General features: G+C 59.3%; 16 protein-coding genes, 3 tRNA genes and 1 riboswitch. Of the genes, 14 read left to right on the top strand and 5 right to left on the bottom strand.

Features of this window, described 5'->3' with window-relative positions:
* Positions 1–48: 48 nt before the first annotated feature.
* From NFR87_RS09495 to efp, 3 genes are all read right to left on the bottom strand, one after another.
* Complete coding sequence (locus NFR87_RS09495; protein ID WP_251449127.1) at positions 49–1,527, bottom strand: carbon starvation CstA family protein; 1,479 nt, start codon at positions 1,525–1,527, stop codon at positions 49–51.
* Positions 1,528–1,806: 279 nt separating this feature from the next.
* Positions 1,807–2,238, bottom strand: coding sequence for a CD1247 N-terminal domain-containing protein (locus tag NFR87_RS09490; protein ID WP_251449126.1), 432 nt, complete (start codon positions 2,236–2,238; stop codon positions 1,807–1,809).
* A 56-nt stretch (positions 2,239–2,294) separates the two neighbouring features.
* Positions 2,295–2,864 carry an elongation factor P gene (gene efp / locus NFR87_RS09485; RefSeq protein WP_251449125.1) on the bottom strand — a complete coding sequence of 190 codons (570 nt, stop codon included), beginning with the start codon at positions 2,862–2,864 and terminating at the stop codon, positions 2,295–2,297.
* Positions 2,865–3,065: 201 nt separating this feature from the next.
* On the opposite strand from efp, the gene NFR87_RS09480 reads away from it, so the two are divergent.
* The 3 genes from NFR87_RS09480 to NFR87_RS09470 all read left to right on the top strand — a co-directional run bounded on the left by NFR87_RS09480 (position 3,066) and on the right by NFR87_RS09470 (position 4,301).
* A tRNA-Ser gene (locus NFR87_RS09480) sits at positions 3,066–3,154 on the top strand.
* A gap of 38 nt (positions 3,155–3,192) precedes the next feature.
* Positions 3,193–3,283 (top strand) — tRNA-Ser (locus tag NFR87_RS09475).
* A 58-nt stretch (positions 3,284–3,341) separates the two neighbouring features.
* Positions 3,342–4,301 carry a tRNA dihydrouridine synthase gene (locus NFR87_RS09470; RefSeq protein ID WP_251449124.1) on the top strand — a complete coding sequence of 320 codons (960 nt, stop codon included), beginning with the start codon at positions 3,342–3,344 and terminating at the stop codon, positions 4,299–4,301.
* A 40-nt stretch (positions 4,302–4,341) separates the two neighbouring features.
* On the opposite strand, the gene NFR87_RS09465 is transcribed toward NFR87_RS09470, so the two are convergent.
* Positions 4,342–4,779, bottom strand: a complete 438-nt coding sequence (locus NFR87_RS09465) for a low molecular weight protein-tyrosine-phosphatase (RefSeq protein WP_251449123.1) — start codon at positions 4,777–4,779, stop codon at positions 4,342–4,344.
* Between the two features lie 167 nt (positions 4,780–4,946).
* Here NFR87_RS09465 and NFR87_RS09460 point away from each other — a divergent pair, with 167 nt between their 5' ends.
* From NFR87_RS09460 to NFR87_RS09420, 9 genes are all read left to right on the top strand, one after another.
* The gene (locus NFR87_RS09460; protein WP_251449122.1) at positions 4,947–5,480 is read left to right on the top strand and encodes a DUF4364 family protein; all 534 of its coding nucleotides are present in this window, start codon (positions 4,947–4,949) and stop codon (positions 5,478–5,480) included.
* Positions 5,481–5,482: 2 nt separating this feature from the next.
* Positions 5,483–6,337 carry a putative ABC transporter permease gene (locus NFR87_RS09455; protein ID WP_251449121.1) on the top strand — a complete coding sequence of 285 codons (855 nt, stop codon included), beginning with the start codon at positions 5,483–5,485 and terminating at the stop codon, positions 6,335–6,337.
* Complete coding sequence (locus NFR87_RS09450; RefSeq protein WP_251449120.1) at positions 6,334–6,528, top strand: hypothetical protein; 195 nt, start codon at positions 6,334–6,336, stop codon at positions 6,526–6,528. Before NFR87_RS09455 ends, NFR87_RS09450 begins: the two co-directional genes overlap by 4 nt.
* Positions 6,529–6,810: 282 nt before the next feature.
* Complete coding sequence (locus NFR87_RS09445; protein WP_251449119.1) at positions 6,811–7,515, top strand: ClpP family protease; 705 nt, start codon at positions 6,811–6,813, stop codon at positions 7,513–7,515.
* Between the two features lie 110 nt (positions 7,516–7,625).
* Positions 7,626–8,471 (top strand): undecaprenyl-diphosphate phosphatase, encoded by an 846-nt coding sequence (locus NFR87_RS09440; protein WP_251449118.1) that lies wholly within the window; start codon positions 7,626–7,628, stop codon positions 8,469–8,471.
* A gap of 147 nt (positions 8,472–8,618) precedes the next feature.
* Positions 8,619–11,309, top strand: a complete 2,691-nt coding sequence (locus NFR87_RS09435) for an FtsK/SpoIIIE family DNA translocase (protein WP_251449128.1) — start codon at positions 8,619–8,621, stop codon at positions 11,307–11,309.
* 83 nt (positions 11,310–11,392) lie between these two features.
* Positions 11,393–11,469: transfer RNA gene (locus tag NFR87_RS09430), tRNA-Arg, on the top strand.
* Between the two features lie 240 nt (positions 11,470–11,709).
* Positions 11,710–11,806: riboswitch (glycine riboswitch) on the top strand.
* A 111-nt stretch (positions 11,807–11,917) separates the two neighbouring features.
* Positions 11,918–13,324, top strand: coding sequence for an alanine/glycine:cation symporter family protein (locus NFR87_RS09425; protein ID WP_251449117.1), 1,407 nt, complete (start codon positions 11,918–11,920; stop codon positions 13,322–13,324).
* Between the two features lie 143 nt (positions 13,325–13,467).
* Entirely contained in the window at positions 13,468–14,379 is a 912-nt protein-coding gene (locus NFR87_RS09420; RefSeq protein ID WP_251449116.1) for an alpha/beta hydrolase, read from the top strand.
* A 49-nt stretch (positions 14,380–14,428) separates the two neighbouring features.
* On the opposite strand, the gene NFR87_RS09415 is transcribed toward NFR87_RS09420, so the two are convergent.
* Complete coding sequence (locus tag NFR87_RS09415; RefSeq protein ID WP_251449115.1) at positions 14,429–14,578, bottom strand: hypothetical protein; 150 nt, start codon at positions 14,576–14,578, stop codon at positions 14,429–14,431.
* 257 nt (positions 14,579–14,835) lie between these two features.
* On the opposite strand from NFR87_RS09415, the gene NFR87_RS09410 reads away from it, so the two are divergent.
* Together NFR87_RS09410 and nhaC are read left to right on the top strand one after the other, a co-directional pair.
* Positions 14,836–15,663 (top strand): creatininase family protein, encoded by an 828-nt coding sequence (locus NFR87_RS09410; protein WP_251449114.1) that lies wholly within the window; start codon positions 14,836–14,838, stop codon positions 15,661–15,663.
* Between the two features lie 71 nt (positions 15,664–15,734).
* The gene (gene nhaC / locus NFR87_RS09405; RefSeq protein WP_251449113.1) at positions 15,735–17,192 is read left to right on the top strand and encodes a Na+/H+ antiporter NhaC; all 1,458 of its coding nucleotides are present in this window, start codon (positions 15,735–15,737) and stop codon (positions 17,190–17,192) included.
* Positions 17,193–17,285 lie beyond the last annotated feature (93 nt).

The following is a 17,285-nucleotide window of genomic DNA, read 5'->3' as shown; positions in this document are numbered from 1 at the left end:
CCGCGCAAGAGCGCGGCCCGTCCTCTAAGAGCGCACAGGTGATATTTTTTACTTGCCCATCTGGGCGGCCAACTGATTTTCGTCCTTCTTACGCACGAAGGTCTGGACATAGAACAGGACGAAGAAGACCACGGCCGCCACGATACCTACGGGATAGGCGATGGAGGTGGACAGGTGCAGGCACTCGGGGGCCTGGAAGAAATAAGTGATGGACACCGCCGTCATAAAGGTGGCGGGCAGAGCGGCCATCATAGAGGCCACCGGCGGATAGCCGTACCGGTGGAGGAACACAGCGCCAGTCCACAGTACGATCATCGCCAGGGTCTGGTTAGACCAGGAGAAGTACCGCCACAGATAGGTCCAGGGCAGCAGCTTTACAATGATAAATCCGACAGCCAGCAGAGGAACGGCCAGAACGGCCCGCTTCTTGGTATCGGCCTGATCCAGCTTGAACCAGTCGGCAATGGTAAGCCGGGCGGAACGGAAAGCGGTGTCACCGGAGGTGATGGGGCAGGCGATGACGCCGATCATAGCCAATACGCCGCCCACCGGGCCCAGCAGGGAGGTGCAGATCTCATAGACCACACCGCCTTGTCCACCGGCGGTGATGGCGGCCTGAAGGCCCTGCATCCCCTCTACCAGGGAACCGTGGTTGGTGTAGAAGGTAACGCCGGCGGCGGCCCAGATAAGGGCTATGATACCCTCGGCCACCATAGCGCCGTAGAATACGGTTCGGCCTTCCTTCTCAGACTTAATGCACCGGGCCATCATGGGGGATTGCGTGGCATGGAAGCCGGACACCGCGCCGCAGGCCACTGTAACGAACATCATCGCCCACTTGGGCGTTCCGCTGGGATGAAGAACGGACAAAGTGGCGGCGCTGAGCTCAGGCATATCGCTGCCATGCAGGAAAACGGTGGCTCCGCCCACGCCTACCGCCATGATGATAAGGCAAAGCCCAAAAAACGGATAGAGCTTGCCGACCACCTTATCGATGGGCAGGAAGGTGGCCGCCAGATAGTAGAGCATAATGATCACGAGCCAAACGCTCTGGCTCAGCTGCTCCGGGGTCAGCTTGGCCAGCAGGCCGGCGGGGCCGGCGGCAAAATTGACGCCTACCATCACCAGCAGCACCACCGAAAACACCCGCATGACAAAGGTGATGATCTTACCCATATAGAGGCCCACTACCTCAGAGATGGACATACCGTCGTTGCGCTCCGACATCATGCCGGACAGGAAATCATGAACCGCGCCGCCCAGAATGGTGCCAAAGACGATCCACAAGTAGACTGCCGGGCCCCAACAGGCTCCGGCAATGGCCCCGTAAATGGGGCCCAGACCTGCGATATTCAGAAGCTGGATCAGGAAAATGCGCCAGGTTTTCATGGGAATGTAGTCCACGCCGTCGGGATGGGCGATGGCGGGAGTCTGGCGGTCATCAATATGGAAGACTTTTTCGATCAGCTTACCGTAGGTAAAGAAGCCTACCACCAAGACCACCAGACAAACAAAGAACGTGATCATGCCAATTCCTCCCTTTCATAATTTCCCGCCCCCGCCGTGCGCTCTTCTGCGGCAGGTTCGGGCAGGGGCTTTACCAGCCCCTTACAAGGTGCTATCTTAATCCTTCGAAAATCGAATTTCAAGGGGAAATCTCTATAAAATTCGTAGGGGAACTTTGTTCAATTTAATAAAAAATTCTTTTAAGCATCTTTGCTATTCTCACGCTTTTGCCCTTTGCCCCCAAAAAAACAGGCCGGCATTTTAAAATGCCGGCCTGTTTTTTCGGTTTTGATTCTCGTGTCAGTCCTCGCCGTGCTCGTGGTCGCAGCCGCAGTCACACTCGTCATCGGTAAGATCGATGGCAAACTTGCTGCCGCAGCCGGGGCACTCCACTGTGCCGGCCTCCAGAATGGATTCGTCGATGTCCAGCTCCGCGCCGCAGTTGGGGCACTCGACCTCGAAAAAGTCCTCGTCGTCACAGCAGCCGCACTCGTCGTCATCCTCGTCTTCGCCGTAGATGATCTCTTCCACGTCGGCAAGGTCGTCGGACACGGCGTCCAGCTCCTCACCCAGGGCGTCGGCGTTCTCCTCCAGATCCTCGATGGACAGGCCGATCTCCTCCAGAATACCGATCATCACGGAGATGAGCTTGCCCTCCTTGGACTTGGCGGTATCCAGCTCCAGGCCCTCGGCCAGGCCCTTCAGATAGGCCACCTTCTCAGAAATCGTCATAGTAAACTCCTTTCAAATCAGGGCTGTCACACTGCGAAGTGCCCCAGGCGCTCCTTTTAGCCCTTGCAGCGCTCCAGGTACTCACCGGTACGGGTGTCGATCTTGATCCTGTCGCCGGGGTTGATGAACAGGGGAACCTTGATCTCGGCGCCGGTCTCCACTGTGGCGGGCTTGGTGACGTTGGTGGCGGTGTCGCCCTTGAAGCCGGGATCGGTCTCGGTGACCTCCAGCTCAACGAAGTTGGGAGCCTCAACGCCCACTACCTTCTCCTTGTAGATCATCAGCTTGCACACGGTGTTCTCCTTAACAAAGGCGAAGCCGTCAGGCAGATCGCCCTGGGATACGGGCACCATGTCAAAGCTCTCCTGATCCATGAAGTAGTACAGGTCGCCGTCGTTGTAGCTGTACTCGGCGTCTTTGCGCTCGATATAAGCGGTCTCGAACTTAGCGGTGGGGTTGAAGGAGGTCTCGGTGACGCCGCCGCCCAGCACGTCCTTCATCTTCGTGCGGACAAAAGCGGCGCCCTTGCCGGGTTTCACGTGCTGGAACTCGACCACCTGCATGACCTTTCCGTCCATCTCAAAGGTCACGCCGTTGCGGAACTCACCTGCAGTAATCGTAGGCATTGGTATTCATCCTCCAAAAATCAAAATTGGTAGAATTATTTTACTCTATGTGAAAGACTTTTGCAAGCCCTTTTGTACCTTTTTCCGTCAGGAAGGAAAACCAAGGGGGCCATGCCAGCTTTTCTCTCTTGACACAGGCGTAAAACCGTGGTAATATAAATGTCGCATCTGACCGCCCGTCCTCTCAAGATGGATAAACATGGAGAGATGTCCGAGTGGTTTAAGGAGCCAGTCTTGAAAACTGGTGACTCCGCAAGGAGCCGTGGGTTCGAATCCCACTCTCTCCGCCAATCGCGTACAACCGAAAACGGTGAAGATAACCGGCTATGGAGAAGTACCCAAGTGGCCGAAGGGGCTCCCCTGCTAAGGGAGTAGGGCGGGAAACCGTCGCGAGGGTTCAAATCCCTCCTTCTCCGCCAAAAAAAGGAAAGCGGCCCGCTGGGCCGCTTTCCTTTTTTCGATGGGAGGAAAGGCGCGTTGAAATTCTATTTCGCACCTATGGAGGGTGTCACCGACCATGTTCTGCGGAATCTCCACCACCGCTATTTTCCGGGGGTGGACAAGTATTTCACGCCCTTCTTTTCCCCCACGGAGGACGGCCGCTTTGCCGGCAGAAGCAAGCGGGATTTCCTCCCGGAGGCGAACCGGGGCGTGCCGGTGGTGCCCCAGCTGCTCACCAAGAAGGCGGAAGACTTCCTCTGGGCGGCCAGGGCTCTGGCCGATATGGGATATGAGGAGATCAACCTGAACCTGGGCTGTCCTTCGGGCACGGTGGTGGCCAAGGGGAAGGGGAGCGGTCTTCTGTCTGACCTGGAGGGGCTGGAGCGGCTTTTGGACGGGATCTTTGCCCGGGCGCCGGCCAGGATCTCTGTTAAGACCCGGCTGGGGAGGAAGGCGCCGGAGGAGTTTCCCCGCCTGCTGGAGCTGTTCAACAGGTACCCCATTGGAGAGCTTACCATCCACTGCCGTGTGCGGGAGGATCTTTACCGCAGGCCCGCCCGGCCGGAGGCGTTCACTCTCGCCCTGGCGGAGAGCGCCAACCCGGTATGCTATAATGGCGACCTCACCACGGCGGGACGGTATGGGGATTTTTTGACCCGCTTCCCTCAAACGGAGGCGGTGATGCTGGGCCGGGGACTGACGGCAGACCCGGCTCTGGTGCGGCGGATCCAGGGTGGGCCCGGCATAGGCAGGGAGGAGCTCAGGGCCTATGACGAGGAGCTGTTTGAGGGCTACAGCTCTGACTTCGGAAGCCGTAAAAACGCCCTGGGACGCATGAAGGAACACTGGTTCTATCAGCTCTGCCTTTTTGAGCAGGCGGAAAAATATGAAAAGAAGCTGAAGAAGACCACCGACCCTGCGGAATACGAGAGCCTGGTGGCGCGGATCTTTGGTGAGCTCCCCCTCCGGGCGGAGGGGGCGGAGCCTGTCTGGTAAAAGGGAACGGGAGCGATCGAAAGACCGCTCCCGTTTTTACTTAAAGAATGTCCAGCAGAGTCTCGCAGCCCTCCCAGACGTCCCGGAAGGTGGCCTCGAAATCCCCGGTGTACCAGGGGTCGGCGATGTCTCTGGGGTGAGGGCTCCAATCCAACAAGCTGTGGAGCTTTTCACTGTGTCCCAGGATGCGGGCCATGTTCCGCAGGTTGGCGCTGTCCATGCCGATGAGATAGCTGTATGTCTCGCCGTCCTGCCAGGTCATCTGCCGGGCCCGGTGGGGCACCAGAGGGACGCCGTGGGCGGCCAGCACCCGCCGGGTGCCGGGGTGGACGGGATTGCCCAGCTCCTCTGTACTGGTGGCGGCGGAATCCACCAGGATATCCCTCCGATCCGCCCGCTGGAGCAGGTGGGTCATCACGCTTTCCGCCATAGGGGAGCGGCAGATATTGCCGTGGCAGACGAAAAGGATCTTTGTCATATCTTGAGCCTCCTGTGGGGAGATTATGATACTATTATATCATAATCTGCACCTATAAGGGCAGCTCCTTTCGTGAAAAATGGGGAAGAGAGGAGAGGGGCGGGGCTTGCCATCCGAGGAAAATACAGGTATAATAAGAAAAATCAACTGTCCCAAAGGAGCACGCTATGGCCAAACAAGGTTTCATTCACGATAAGCTGGACATCAAAATGCTGGAGCTCTATTTGATGGCCCGGATGGCGGGGCCGGTGGATTTTGACACGCTTATGGAGCTCGCCATGCGCCATGAGGGCGTAGAATATTTTGATTTTGCCGAGGCCACCGCCGAGCTGGTGGAGAGCGGCCACCTCCTTCTGGAGGAGGGGCGCTACACCATCACAGAAAAGGGTCAGGTCAACTCGGAGGCCTGTGAGAGCAGTCTGCCCTACTCGGTGCGCCGCCGGTGCGATCAGGATCTGACGGCAGTGAACGCCGCCCTGCGGCGCAGTGCCCAGATCCGGGGAGAGGCCCTGGCCAGGGAGGACGGCTCCGCCGTGGCCCGAATGACGCTGGATGACGACGGGGGAAATCTGCTGACCATCGAGCTTCTATGCCCCTCTCAGGCCCAGGCCGAGCAGCTCATCGCCGGCTTCAAAGCCCGGCCGGAGCGGGTCTATAACGGACTGCTGGAGGTCTTGAACGATAAGGGGAAGGGGGAGTGACCGTGGGAGAGCCCATCTTTTTCGGCCTGCCCATCAGCATGGCTCTTTTGTACTTTATCGTCTATTCCGTCCTGGGCTGGTGCATGGAGACCATTTACTGCTCCACCCTGGAAAAGCGGTTCGTCCCCCGGGGTTTCCTCTATGGCCCTATGTGCCCTATTTACGGGGTGGGGGTGCTGATGATGGTCTGCTGGTTTCAGCCCCTTATGGATAAGCCGGTGCTGTTTTACCTGACCGCCACAGTATGTATGTCCGCCTGGGAGTACCTGGTGGGCTGGTTTTTGGAGAAGACCACCCACATCAAGTATTGGGATTACAGCATGTACCGCTTTAATCTCCACGGCCGCATCTGCCTGTGGGTGTGCCTGATGTGGGGCGTGCTGTCCTTCCTGGTGCTTTATTTCATTCACCCTAGGGTGGCGGGACTTTTGGAGAGGATTCCGGCTCTGGCCGTCTACGTGCTGGACGGATTTTTCCTGGGCGTGCTGGTCAGCGATGCCGGGGCCACCATCTACCAACTGGCCCGTACATCCCAGATGCTCTCCCGGATGCAGCAGGTGGGCGACGAGCTGCGGCTTCAGGCTCACCTGGGCAAGGCGGAACTCACCGATATGCTGACGGAGGCGAAGCAGAGCTTCTCCGAGCGGCTGGACGACCTGCTGCCCGAGCAGCTGGATGAGAAAGGCCGCGCCCTGAAGGAGCGCTACAACGACCTGATGATGGGAGCCGAGCTCATGAGCCGCCGGTTCCGCTCCCGGTACAGCAGCATGACCTCCGGCAGGGACAGAGAGGCCCTGGAGAGCGTCAAGCGCCAAGGGGAGAAGGGCATGTTCCGCCGCAGGCGGGCAAAGAATTGAATCGCAGTATAAAAAGCCCCGGTATCATGCACCTGCCTGATACCGGGGCTCTTTGCGCAAGCGGCTGCTGCCCAAGGGCAGCGCGTGAAAAAGAGTTGGCCTTAAAAAATATTATGTATACCAAACTGGTGATTTCATTTTTTGGGGAAATTCATTTTCGGGCTATGGAAAATTCTGTGGATAAATTGTGAAGACGTTTGGATAAAAGGGGTGTATGGCTGTGGAAAGACCTGTGAAAAATGTGAATAACTCTGTGTAGTGAATGTTATGAACGTAAATTATGTAAATCTTATGGAGAAAAAGTGCACGGGAAGGCGGGAAGGAAGAAAAAAGAGGGAGTTTTTTGTCGATAAGGCTGAAAAAGGGAAAAGATGGGGCCGCACCGGAGCTGTAAAGGTCAAATTACACGGTGTAATTTGAGAATGGGCCGCCGTTCTCTGCGCATACTAAAGACCACGCAAGGAGGGAGCGCCATGGACGAGCAGGAACAGCAGCAGCCGCAGCGGGAAGAGGAGGCGCGGGAGAACATTGAGGGGCTGGGAAGCGCCCTCATCCGCACCCGGCGGGGGACGATCCACACCTTGACCATTGTGGGACAGGTGGAGGGGCATCAGCTTCTGCCGCCCACAGTGAAGACCACCAAGTATGAGCATGTTTTGCCCCTGCTGGCCATGGTGGAGGAGAGCGATGAGGTGGACGGCCTTTTGGTGCTGGTGAACACGGTGGGGGGCGACATCGAGGCGGGTCTGTCCATTGCCGAGACCATCGCCGGTATGACCAAGCCCACGGTGTCCATGGTGCTGGGAGGGGGCCATTCCATCGGAGTGCCCCTGGCGGTGGCGGCGAAGCGCTCCTTCATCGCCCCCTCGGCGGCCATGACCATCCACCCGGTGCGGATGTCCGGTACCGTCATCGGAGTGAGCCAGATGTTTGCCTACTTTCAGCGCACCCAGGATCGGATCATCGACTTCGTCACCACCCACAGCAACATCCGCCGGCAGGATTTTCTCTCCCTGCTGCTGGAGACAGGGGAGCTGACGGGGGATGTGGGCAGCGTTCTCTATGGGGAGGAGGCTGTGCGGATCGGGCTGATCGACCAGACGGGCGGACTTTCCGATGCGCTGGAGTGCCTCCATCGGCAGATCGAGGAAAGAAAGGCGAGGGAGAGGGAGGGGTGACCTCCTTCTCCCTTAAGGTTTTGTGAAGCGGGCGGGAAAGAGTGGAAATATCCCGCCGGGTGTGGTAATATGAATAGCAGAGAAAAAGCTGTGCGTTGGAGGGAAGCGTTTTGGATTACATATCTTCTGTCCTTATGGGGATCCTGCAGGGGATCGCGGAGTTCCTGCCCATTTCCAGTTCGGGCCATTTGGCCCTGTTCCAGCACTTTTTCGGGGTGGAGAATTATGAGGAGACCCAGATGTTTTTCACTGTTCTGCTCCACCTGGGAACGCTGATCTCCGTGTTCGTCTACTATTGGAAGGACATATGGGAGATGATCCGGGAGTTCTTTTTGCTGCTGGGCGGCCTCTTCTCCCGGCGCGGCGGCCAGGGACAGAGCGCACCGCCCGCCCGGCGGATGGTGCTCCTCATCGTCGTGGCCACCTTGCCGTTGTTCCTCATCCTGCCCGTCAAGGACAGGGTGGAGGCGGCCATGGGCAGCGCCGCCTTTGTCTCGGTGGCGCTGCTGCTCACCGGCTTTATCCTCTATTTTTCCGACCGGATGGCCCGGGGGCGCAAGACCGAGCGCACAGCCACCCTGGCCGACGCGGTGGTGGTGGGCTTTGCCCAGGCTGTGGGCACCCTCCCCGGCATCTCCCGCTCCGGCATCACCATCTCCGCCGGGCTCCTGCGGGGCTATGACCGGGTCTTTGCCGTGCGCTTTTCCTTCCTTATGAGCCTCCCGGCAGTGTTGGGGGCCAACATCTTGAGCTTGAAGGACGTGATGGAGGCGGGGGGCGTGGACATGGAGCTGATGCCCGTCTATCTGGTGGGCACCCTGGTGGCCGCCGTGGTGGGCTACTTTGCCATTCGCCTGGTGAATCTGCTCTCCGATAAGGGGAAGTTCGGCGCCTTCGCCTATTATTGTTGGGGAGCGGGAATCCTCTCCCTGGCTGCCGGTTTTTTCGTAAAATAAATGGAAAAGGGCTCCCGAAGGGCTCCTCCCGAAATGGGCGGAGCCCTTTTTATGCCGGAAGGGCTTGAAATTTGGAGGAATTTGCGGTATATTTATGTTGATATTTTATGGACAAGCCGCCGCCTGTTCGCGGCGTTTTCGGAAAGGATGATCCCAGTGGCCTCCTCCACACAAAAGAAAACTGGTTCCACCCGCGCAAGCGCTTCCGACGCCCGCGCCTCTTCCGGCAGAGGGAGCTCTGCCGGCCGGTCGAGCGGCTCCACCAGCCGGAAAAGAGCGCCGGAGCCGGCCCGCCGCCCGATCCGCCGGGAGGTGGGCGCGCTGGTGTGCCTCCTGCTGGGTGTTTTCTCCGCCCTGGGCTATTTCCAGGTGGAGGCCATCTTCATCGACTTTCTCTGTGGGACGGTGAAGGGCCTGATCGGTTACGGCTATTGGCTACTGCCCCCGGCTCTGCTGTGGTGTGCCGCCATCCTGGGCTTTCACCGGGGCCGGCCCGTACAGCTTCGGGTGTGGTGCACGGTGCTGACCCCCGTGATTTTGGGAAGCCTTCTCCACCTGTTTCTGTTCAAGAGCGAGTTTGCCTGGAGCGGTGAGATCGTGAAGATCCTGTGGACGCAGGGGAAGACCATGACCTCCGGCGGCGTTTTGGCCGGCCTTTTCTCTCAGGCTCTTATCGCCGTGTTCAGTAAGATCGGCGCGGGCATGGTGCTGATTCTGGCCCTTTGCGGCCTGCTTATGGGCAGCTTCCGCATCACCCCCGTCCAGGTAGTGGATTGGCTGCGCAGCCGTCCCCGGACAGAGTACGAGGAGGTGGAGGAGGACGACGAGGAGGAAGAGCTTCCCCCGCCCCCGGCCAAGCCCATCCGGCCCGCCCCTGTTTCCAGGGAGCGCCGCCGGGCCTCCATTGACATCCCGGTGGACGACGGGCCCCGGCCCCAGCCCGAGGAGGAGCCCGCCCCCGAGGAGCTCCCGGAGCCCAAGCGGGGCCTTTTTGACCGAAAGAGCAAGGTGCCTGCGCCGGATCAGGTGCTGGCAGCCGCTAAGGAGGCGGAGGAGCCTGCGCCTGCCCCGGCGCCGCTGCCCGCGGTGGAGCTGCCCGAGGAGCCCTTCCAGGCCCCGGCGCCGCCCCCGGAGATCCTGCGGGAGCCTGCTGTGCCCAAGCTGAAAAAGGGAGATGCCGAGGAGGCTGCGGCCCAGGTATCTCAAGAGGTGGAGGAGGCCTTGAGCCAGGCGGCGGCCGCCTACGAATACCCGCCCGTCTCCCTGCTGAAGATGGGAGGAGAGACGGATTCTGCCGGCGTGGCGGGAGAGCTGAGAGCCAACCAGACCCGGCTCACCGACACCATCCACTCCTTCGGCATTGACGCCAGTATTATCAACGTGACCCGGGGCCCCTCGGTGACCCGGTACGAGCTGGAGCTGGATCAGGGCGTGCGCCTGAACAAGCTGACCAACCTGGCCGACGACATTGCCCTGGCCCTGGGCGCTTCTGGCGTGCGCATCGCCCCCATTCCCGACAAGATCTCCATGGTGGGCATCGAGGTGCCGAATAAGCTGGTCTCCCCGGTGCAGATCCGGGATGTGATCGGCTCTGAGCAGTTCAAAAACCACGAATCCAAGGTGGCCTTTGCCGTGGGCAAGGATATCGGCGGCAATTGTGTGGTGGGCAACATCGCCAAGCTGCCCCACATGCTTATCGCCGGCACCACCGGCTCCGGCAAATCGGTATGTACTAACTCCCTCATTATCTCTCTGCTCTATAAGGCCAGTCCTGAGGAAGTGCGCCTGATTATGGTGGATCCCAAAATGGTGGAGCTGGGTATCTACAACGGCATCCCCCATCTGCTCATCCCGGTGGTCACCGACCCCAAAAAGGCGGCCGGCGCCCTCCAGTGGGCGGTGGTGGAGATGATGAAGCGTTACCGGGCTTTCTCCGAGGTGGGCGTCCGGGATCTGGCCTCCTATAACGCCCACGCTGCCAAGACGGGGGAGATGGAGACCATGCCTCAGATCGTGGTGGTCATCGACGAGCTGGCCGACCTGATGCTGGTGGCGGCCAAGGAGGTGGAGGAGTCCATCTGCCGGGTGGCCCAGATGGGCCGTGCCGCCGGTATGCACCTCATCGTTGCCACACAGCGGCCCTCCGCCGACGTCATCACGGGCCTGATGAAGGCCAATATCCCCTCCCGCATTGCCTTTGCGGTGGCCTCCTCTCTGGAATCCCGCATCATTTTGGATCAGGTGGGCGCGGAGAAGCTGGTGGGCCGGGGCGATATGCTCTACCTGCCTCTGGGGGCGGGAAAGCCCACCCGTGTCCAGGGCTGTCTCATCACCGATGAGGAAGTGGCGGCTGTGGTGGACTTTGTCAAGCAGGGCGGCAGCGCCCAGTATGACGAGTCCGTGCTCCACGAGATCGAAAAGAGCGTGGCGGAGAAGGAGAAGGGGGCCAAGGGCGTGGGTGGTTCCGCACCGGAGGATGTGGACGACGCCTATGACGAGCTGCTGCCCTCTGCCATCGAGGTGGTGGTGGAGACGGGCATGGCCTCTGTGTCCATGCTCCAGCGGCGGCTGAAACTGGGCTACTCCCGCGCCGCCCGGCTGGTGGATCAGATGGAGGAGAAGGGGGTGGTGGGGCCCTTCGAAGGCTCCAAGCCCCGCCAGGTGCTCATCACCAAGGAGCAGTGGCAGGAGATGCAGTACAAGCAGGGCATGGTGGACATGGCGCCCGACGCACCTCCGGTGTCAGAGCCTGTGCCCGAGGAGCTGGACTACGAGGGCGACGCCATCCCTCAGCCCATGGATCTGCCCCCATTCGATGTGGACAACGAGGATTTTTGAGAAAAAATACCCCGGAAGGAAAAAAGGGCTTGCAATTTACCGCTCACTGTGCTAAAATAATCAAGCTGTCGGTGAGACGGTATGCGGCTGTAGCTCAGCTGGATAGAGTGACTGGCTACGAACCAGTAGGTCGGGGGTTCGAGTCCCTCCAGCCGTACCAGGAACAAACTTTCTGCGTCAGCGGGAAGTTTGTTCCTTTTTTATTGCTCTCGCCGCTTAGGCCGCTCGGCCTTCAGCCTCTTGGGGCGTATTTTCACACAGAGGTTGACAAATGCGCATAGATGTAGTATAGTACGCCCATAATTGAATCGGACAGACGAAGCGTGTAGGAAAATGGCGGACAGCCATGCCGAAGGAGTAACACTCTCAGGCGCCTCCGTGGGGGGCGAGGACTATGCGCGGATGTAACTCTGGAGAAACTCGTTTACGGGGGCCGAAGGGGCAACATGGGGCGCGAGCCCTATGAATCTCTCAGGCAAAAGGACAGAGAAGAGCTGGCTTGGCTGGAGCGCGCCGTGCGCTTTGGCTAAGGCGCTTATATCTATTCCCGGACTGTGGAGTTTTCTCCACAGTCCTGTTTTTTGCCCGAGGAAAAGGAGAGATGAGAAATGCTTGAAAATCTGGAAGCGGCCCTTTACCCTGTGGTGGTAGACATCAACAACTATCTATCCAGCTATATCCTGGTGTTCCTGCTCATTGCGGTGGGCCTGTGGTATTCCATCAAGACCCGCTTTGTACAGGTGCGCTGCTTTGGCGAGGGTATGAAAAAGGTCTTTGGCAATCTGACTCTCCGAGGCGGGAAGCAGGAGCAGGGCATGAGCTCGTTCCAGGCCCTGGCCACCGCTATCGCCGCCCAGGTGGGAACGGGCAATATCGTGGGCGCCTCCGGCGCCATCCTCGCCGGCGGCCCCGGCGCCATTTTCTGGATGTGGATCATCGCCTTCTTCGGCATGGCCACCATCTATGCCGAGGCCACTCTGGCGCTCAAGACCCGGGTGGTGGATGAGGACGGCACCATCCACGGCGGCCCGGTCTACTACATCACCACCGCCTTTAAGGGAGGCTTCGGCAAATTCCTGGCCGGCTTCTTCGCCGTGGCCATTATTCTGGCGCTGGGCTTTATGGGCTGTATGGTCCAGTCCAACTCCATCGGCTCCACCTTTGAGACCGCCTTTGGCGTCCCCGCCTGGATCGTGGGCGCGGTGCTGGTGGTCATCTGCGCCGTGATCTTCCTGGGCGGTGTACAGCGCCTGGCGGCGGTAACGGAGAAGGTGGTGCCCGTTATGGCGGCCATCTTCCTGGCGGGGGGGCTGGCCATCCTCATTGCCCGCGGCCGCTATATCCCCGCCACCTTCGGGATGATCTTCCAATACGCATTCCAGCCCCAGGCCATTGTGGGCGGCGGCCTGGGCTACGCCCTCAAGACCGCCATCAGCCAGGGCGCCAAGCGGGGCCTGTTCTCCAATGAGGCCGGTATGGGCTCCACCCCCCACGCCCACGCCCAGGCCAACGTGACCGATCCCCACGACCAGGGCGTGGTGGCCATGATCGGCGTGTTCATGGACACCTTCGTGGTGCTCACCCTGAACGCTCTGGTCATCATCTCCACCCTCTATACCGAGGGCGGCCCTCTGGCGGCGGGCTACACCGGCGCGGTCACGGAGGCCATCAACAAGACCAACCTGGCCCAGACCGCCTTTGGAACGGTCTTCGGCACCAATTTCGGCGCCATCTTCGTCGCTGTCTGCCTGTTCTTCTTCGCCTTCTCCACGGTTCTGAGCTGGAACCTCTTTGGCAAGATCAACGTGATCTACCTTTTCGGCAAGAAGTCCGCGGTGGTCTATTCCGTCATCGCCCTGGTGTTTATCTTCCTGGGCACCCTCATGTCCAACGACCTGGTATGGGAACTGACCGACATGTTCAATAACCTGATGGTCATTCCCAATGCCATCGCCCTGTTCGCGCTGACCCGGATGGTGGTGGAGTCCGCCCACGGCGTGGGAGCGGGAAAGTAAAGAGGAAAGCGGGGAGGAGGGCCGTCCCGGAAGGGGATGGCTCTCCTTTTTTGCGCGCAGACCGCAAAACACCGGTTGACGGCGGCGGAGATTCCCGGTAGAATATAGCATACTGATTTTACGCGGCAAAAAGGAGGATCTCCATGGCGAGCAGACAGGAATTTACCTTTCCCTCCTCCGACGGCGTCCATCAAGTCCACGCCGTCCTGTGGCATCCGGAGGGGGAGGCACGGGGGGTGGTGCAGCTTGTCCACGGCATCTGCGAATATGCCCTGCGGTACGATCCCTTTGCCCGGTTCCTGGCGGAGCGGGGCTTTTTGGTGGCGGGACACGACCACCTGGGCCATGGCCTGACGGCCAGAGAAGCGTCGGAGTACGGCTATTTTGATAACTGGTGGGACTTGGTGCACGATGTGCGGGCGCTTCAGTGTAAGGTGAAGGAGACTGCGCCGGAGCTGCCCTATTTCCTCCTGGGCCACTCCATGGGCTCCTTTGTGGCCCGCACCTTTCTCATCGACTATCCCGGCGCGCTGACGGGCTGCATCCTCTCCGGTACCGGCCAGGAGCCGGCTGTCACCGTGGCGCTGGGCAAGGCCCTCACCGGGATAGGAGATCCGCACAAGGTCAACAAGCTGTTCTACGCCCTGTCCATCGGGGCCTACAATAAAAAGTTTAAGCCCAGCCGTACAAGCGCGGACTGGATCTGCCGGGACGAGGCGGTGGTGGACGCCTATCTGGCCGACCCTCTGTGCAATTTCAAGACCACGGCGGGGATGAACCACGCCATGATGTGCGGGCTCCAGTATGTGGGCAGCGTGGACAATTTGAAGCGGATGGACAAGAGCACCCCGATCTACTTTTTCGCCGGAGACGCCGATCCGGTGGGCGCCATGGGCAAGGGCGTCCAAAAGGTGGCGGGGTGGTTCCGTCAGGCGGGAGTGCGGGACGTGACAGTAAAACTCTATCCCGGCGGACGGCACGAGATGCTCAACGAGAGCAACAGGGAAGAAGTCTTCGATGACGTTCTCTCCTGGGTGGAAGGTCACATGAAATAAAGAGAGGGGCACAGCTGTCGGCTGTGCCCCTCTTCCTTTGGACAGGGATTCATTTCTCATTTTCGGCGATGACCCGCTCCAGACAGGCCATCAGATCGGCCAGGGTGTCCAGCTGCATGCCGGTGTCCAGAAGGGCCTGCTGCAGGTTTTGGGGCATGGAGTCGAATTTGTCGCGAATATTGGGGGATACGACGGACATAAAGATCACCTCGCCAGAGAGTATACCCGAAAATGATAAAAGGATTCAAAAAAGCGGCTGCTTCCGGGCCGCTTTTTGGCGATCTGCTCTTTTATGCCGGCGTGACCCCATTGCCTTTTGTTGGTTTTAACAAAAATGAAGCCGGCCATTGACATTTGATACAGAGCGATGTATATTTATGCAAGAACATTTGAAGAGATGCAATTTTATACTATCATGTTCTCCCGCGCAGACGGGAGGGGAGAGGAAGCGAGTTTATGAAGAATTGGAAGACCCTCTATGAGGTAAAAGGCCCCAAAAGTCTTTTGGAGATGACGGCCGTGGAGCTGAAGGCGCTGATAGACGACGGGGCGGATACCGTTGTACTGAGCTTTGGAGCCATTGAAAACCACGGCGGACATCTGCCGATGGGAGCGGACTGGTTCCAGGCCAACATCCTCATCCGCTGTGTGCATGAGCAGCTGACTGCCATGGGCCATAAGTCGGTGCCGGGCTTTTCGGTGCCCTTCGGAGTGCAGACCAACCAGTTTGAGCGAGAGGGCGCCAATTTGTTTGGCAACGTTCCGGTAAGCGAGCGCACCTTCATCGACATGACGGAGGATCTCTGCCTCTCGCTGAGCAAGCATGGATTCAAGCGTTTCGTGCTGTGCATCAACCACTCTGAAAACCACGCGGCGCTCCATGTGGCGGCGAAGGACTTGGCGGTGCGATTTGGGCTCAAGTGCGTGGTCTGCGACTGGGTGCCGCCGATGAACGACTTCTGGCCTAAGGTGTGCAAGAATGCAGAGCATCAGGGCCACGGCGGCGAGGACGAGACCAGCTGTGTAATGGCGGCGGTGCCCGGCCTTGTCCATCTGGAAGGGTGCAAGCCCTACTATGAAGAGGACGATGGCAAGCCGGTGAAGATGGGCGGCCTGCACTACTACGGCGGGGCCGTGGGGATCTATGTGCCGGTCAAGGAGGACAAGAGTCCGGGATATATCGGCAACCCGGCCGACGCCACCGTTGAGGTGGGGGAGAAGTGCTACGAGGCGTACGCCAAGTGGATCGCGCAGGTGGCCGACAAATACCTGTATAACGACTGATATATACAGGATCGAATGTATAAAAAGGGGCAAAAGCCGCTCCTATCACTATACCTGGGAGGTATACTATTATGAGTGAACTGAAAAGCGGGCAGAAGCCCAAAGACATGCCCTTTGGCTGGGCCCTGTTTTGCATTGCGTTCCTGCTGTGCTCCATGGTGGCGTCGGTGCTGTGGCTGAATATTCCGGTACATATCAACCTGCTCGTCTCCATTGCGGTGACGCTGGGGGTGGCGTGGCTCAACGGCAAGCCGTGGAAGGAGCTGTCCGCCGCCATTGAATACGGCGGCAAGATCCTGGTGACGCCCACGATCATCATGATGCTCATCGGCTGCCTGATCGCCAGTTGGATCGCCAGTGGCACGGTACCTATGATCATCTATTGGGGCCTGAAGCTGATCAACCCCTCCTTCTTTTTGATGACGGCCTGCCTCATCTGTGCCATCTGCGCCGTTTCCATCGGCAGCAGCTGGTCTACCGTCGGCACCGTGGGCATTGCCCTGATCGGCATTGGCGCGGGCCTCGGCATCAATCCTTCCATGACTGCCGGCGCCATCATCTCGGGCGCCTATCTGGGCGATAAGATGAGCCCTATGTCCGATACGACCAATCTGGCCCCCGCTGTGGCTGAGGCCGACCTGTTCGACCATATCAAAAGCATGATGTATACGACCCTGCCGGCCTTTGTGATCAGTATGGTCATTTATGCCATCTTGGGTATGCGCTATTCGGCCGATGGGGTCAACTCCCAGCAGGTGGCGGCGACCCTCTCCGCCATTGAGCAGAATTTCAACATGAATCCCTTACTGCTGCTGCCCCCGGTCATCGTCATCGTTATGGCGGTGCTCAAATGCCCCTCCATTCCCACCCTGCTCATCTCCACTCTGGCGGCCAGCCTGCTGGCCATGGTGTTTCAGGGGCAGAGCCTGGCGGCTATGGCTACGATCCTGGACAGCGGCTTTTCCATCAAAAGCGGGTTCGCCGATTTTGACAAGCTGATGAACCGGGGCGGCCTGCAGAGCATGCTGTGGACTGCGGCCCTGGGTATGCTGGGCATGCTCTATGGCGCCATTATGGAAAAGACCGGCCTTCTCACCTCCGTTTTGGAGCATATGAAGCCGCTGGTCAAGAATGTGGGGATGCTCATTACCACAGTCGTGGCCTCTTGCACCATCCTGCTGGCGGCCACCGCCAGCCAGACCCTGGCCATTGTGGTAGGCGGCCGTATGTACGTGGGGGAGTTTAAGAAAAAAGACCTGCTGCCCCAAGTGCTCAGCCGTACGCTGGAGGACAGCGGCACCATTGTCTCCCCCCTGATCCCCTGGAGCCTTTGCGGTGTGTATATGGCCGGTACGCTGGGCGTTCCCACGCTCTCCTACCTGCCCTACGCCTTCCTGTGCTGGCTGTGCCCCGTCATCGCCATCATCTATGGCTTTACCGGGAAGTTCGTCTGGAAGACCGGAGAGCATCCCAGCCAGCGCACCTATCATGACCTTTCGGCTGTGGGAACTGCCGTTGGGGAAGAGTGAGAACCGTTTACAATGAATATCCCACAAAGCCTCCGGCCAGGCCGGAGGCTTTGTGGGATAAAAAAGGGGGGGGGGGGGGGGGGGGGGGGGGGG

The sequence above is a fragment of the Vermiculatibacterium agrestimuris genome, assembly GCF_943193085.1.
GTDB classification, from domain to species: Bacteria; Bacillota; Clostridia; order Oscillospirales; family Oscillospiraceae; genus Vermiculatibacterium; species Vermiculatibacterium agrestimuris.
Note: the sequence above shows the minus strand (reverse complement) of the source record. Positions and strands in the feature narration are given on the sequence as shown.

Excerpts from the sequence above, each read along its gene's own strand:
- NFR87_RS09495 (WP_251449127.1), bottom strand. The coding sequence starts at position 1,527 with ATGATCACGTTCTTTGTTTGTCTGGTGGTCTTGGTGGTAGGCTTCTTT.
- NFR87_RS09490 (WP_251449126.1), bottom strand. The coding sequence starts at position 2,238 with ATGACGATTTCTGAGAAGGTGGCCTATCTGAAGGGCCTGGCCGAGGGC.
- efp (WP_251449125.1), bottom strand. The coding sequence starts at position 2,864 with ATGCCTACGATTACTGCAGGTGAGTTCCGCAACGGCGTGACCTTTGAG.
- NFR87_RS09465 (WP_251449123.1), bottom strand. The coding sequence starts at position 4,779 with ATGACAAAGATCCTTTTCGTCTGCCACGGCAATATCTGCCGCTCCCCT.
- NFR87_RS09460 (WP_251449122.1), top strand. The coding sequence starts at position 4,947 with ATGGCCAAACAAGGTTTCATTCACGATAAGCTGGACATCAAAATGCTG.
- NFR87_RS09445 (WP_251449119.1), top strand. The coding sequence starts at position 6,811 with ATGGACGAGCAGGAACAGCAGCAGCCGCAGCGGGAAGAGGAGGCGCGG.
- NFR87_RS09435 (WP_251449128.1), top strand. The coding sequence starts at position 8,619 with ATGATCCCAGTGGCCTCCTCCACACAAAAGAAAACTGGTTCCACCCGC.
- NFR87_RS09425 (WP_251449117.1), top strand. The coding sequence starts at position 11,918 with ATGCTTGAAAATCTGGAAGCGGCCCTTTACCCTGTGGTGGTAGACATC.
- NFR87_RS09420 (WP_251449116.1), top strand. The coding sequence starts at position 13,468 with ATGGCGAGCAGACAGGAATTTACCTTTCCCTCCTCCGACGGCGTCCAT.
- NFR87_RS09415 (WP_251449115.1), bottom strand. The coding sequence starts at position 14,578 with ATGTCCGTCGTATCCCCCAATATTCGCGACAAATTCGACTCCATGCCC.
- NFR87_RS09410 (WP_251449114.1), top strand. The coding sequence starts at position 14,836 with ATGAAGAATTGGAAGACCCTCTATGAGGTAAAAGGCCCCAAAAGTCTT.
- nhaC (WP_251449113.1), top strand. The coding sequence starts at position 15,735 with ATGAGTGAACTGAAAAGCGGGCAGAAGCCCAAAGACATGCCCTTTGGC.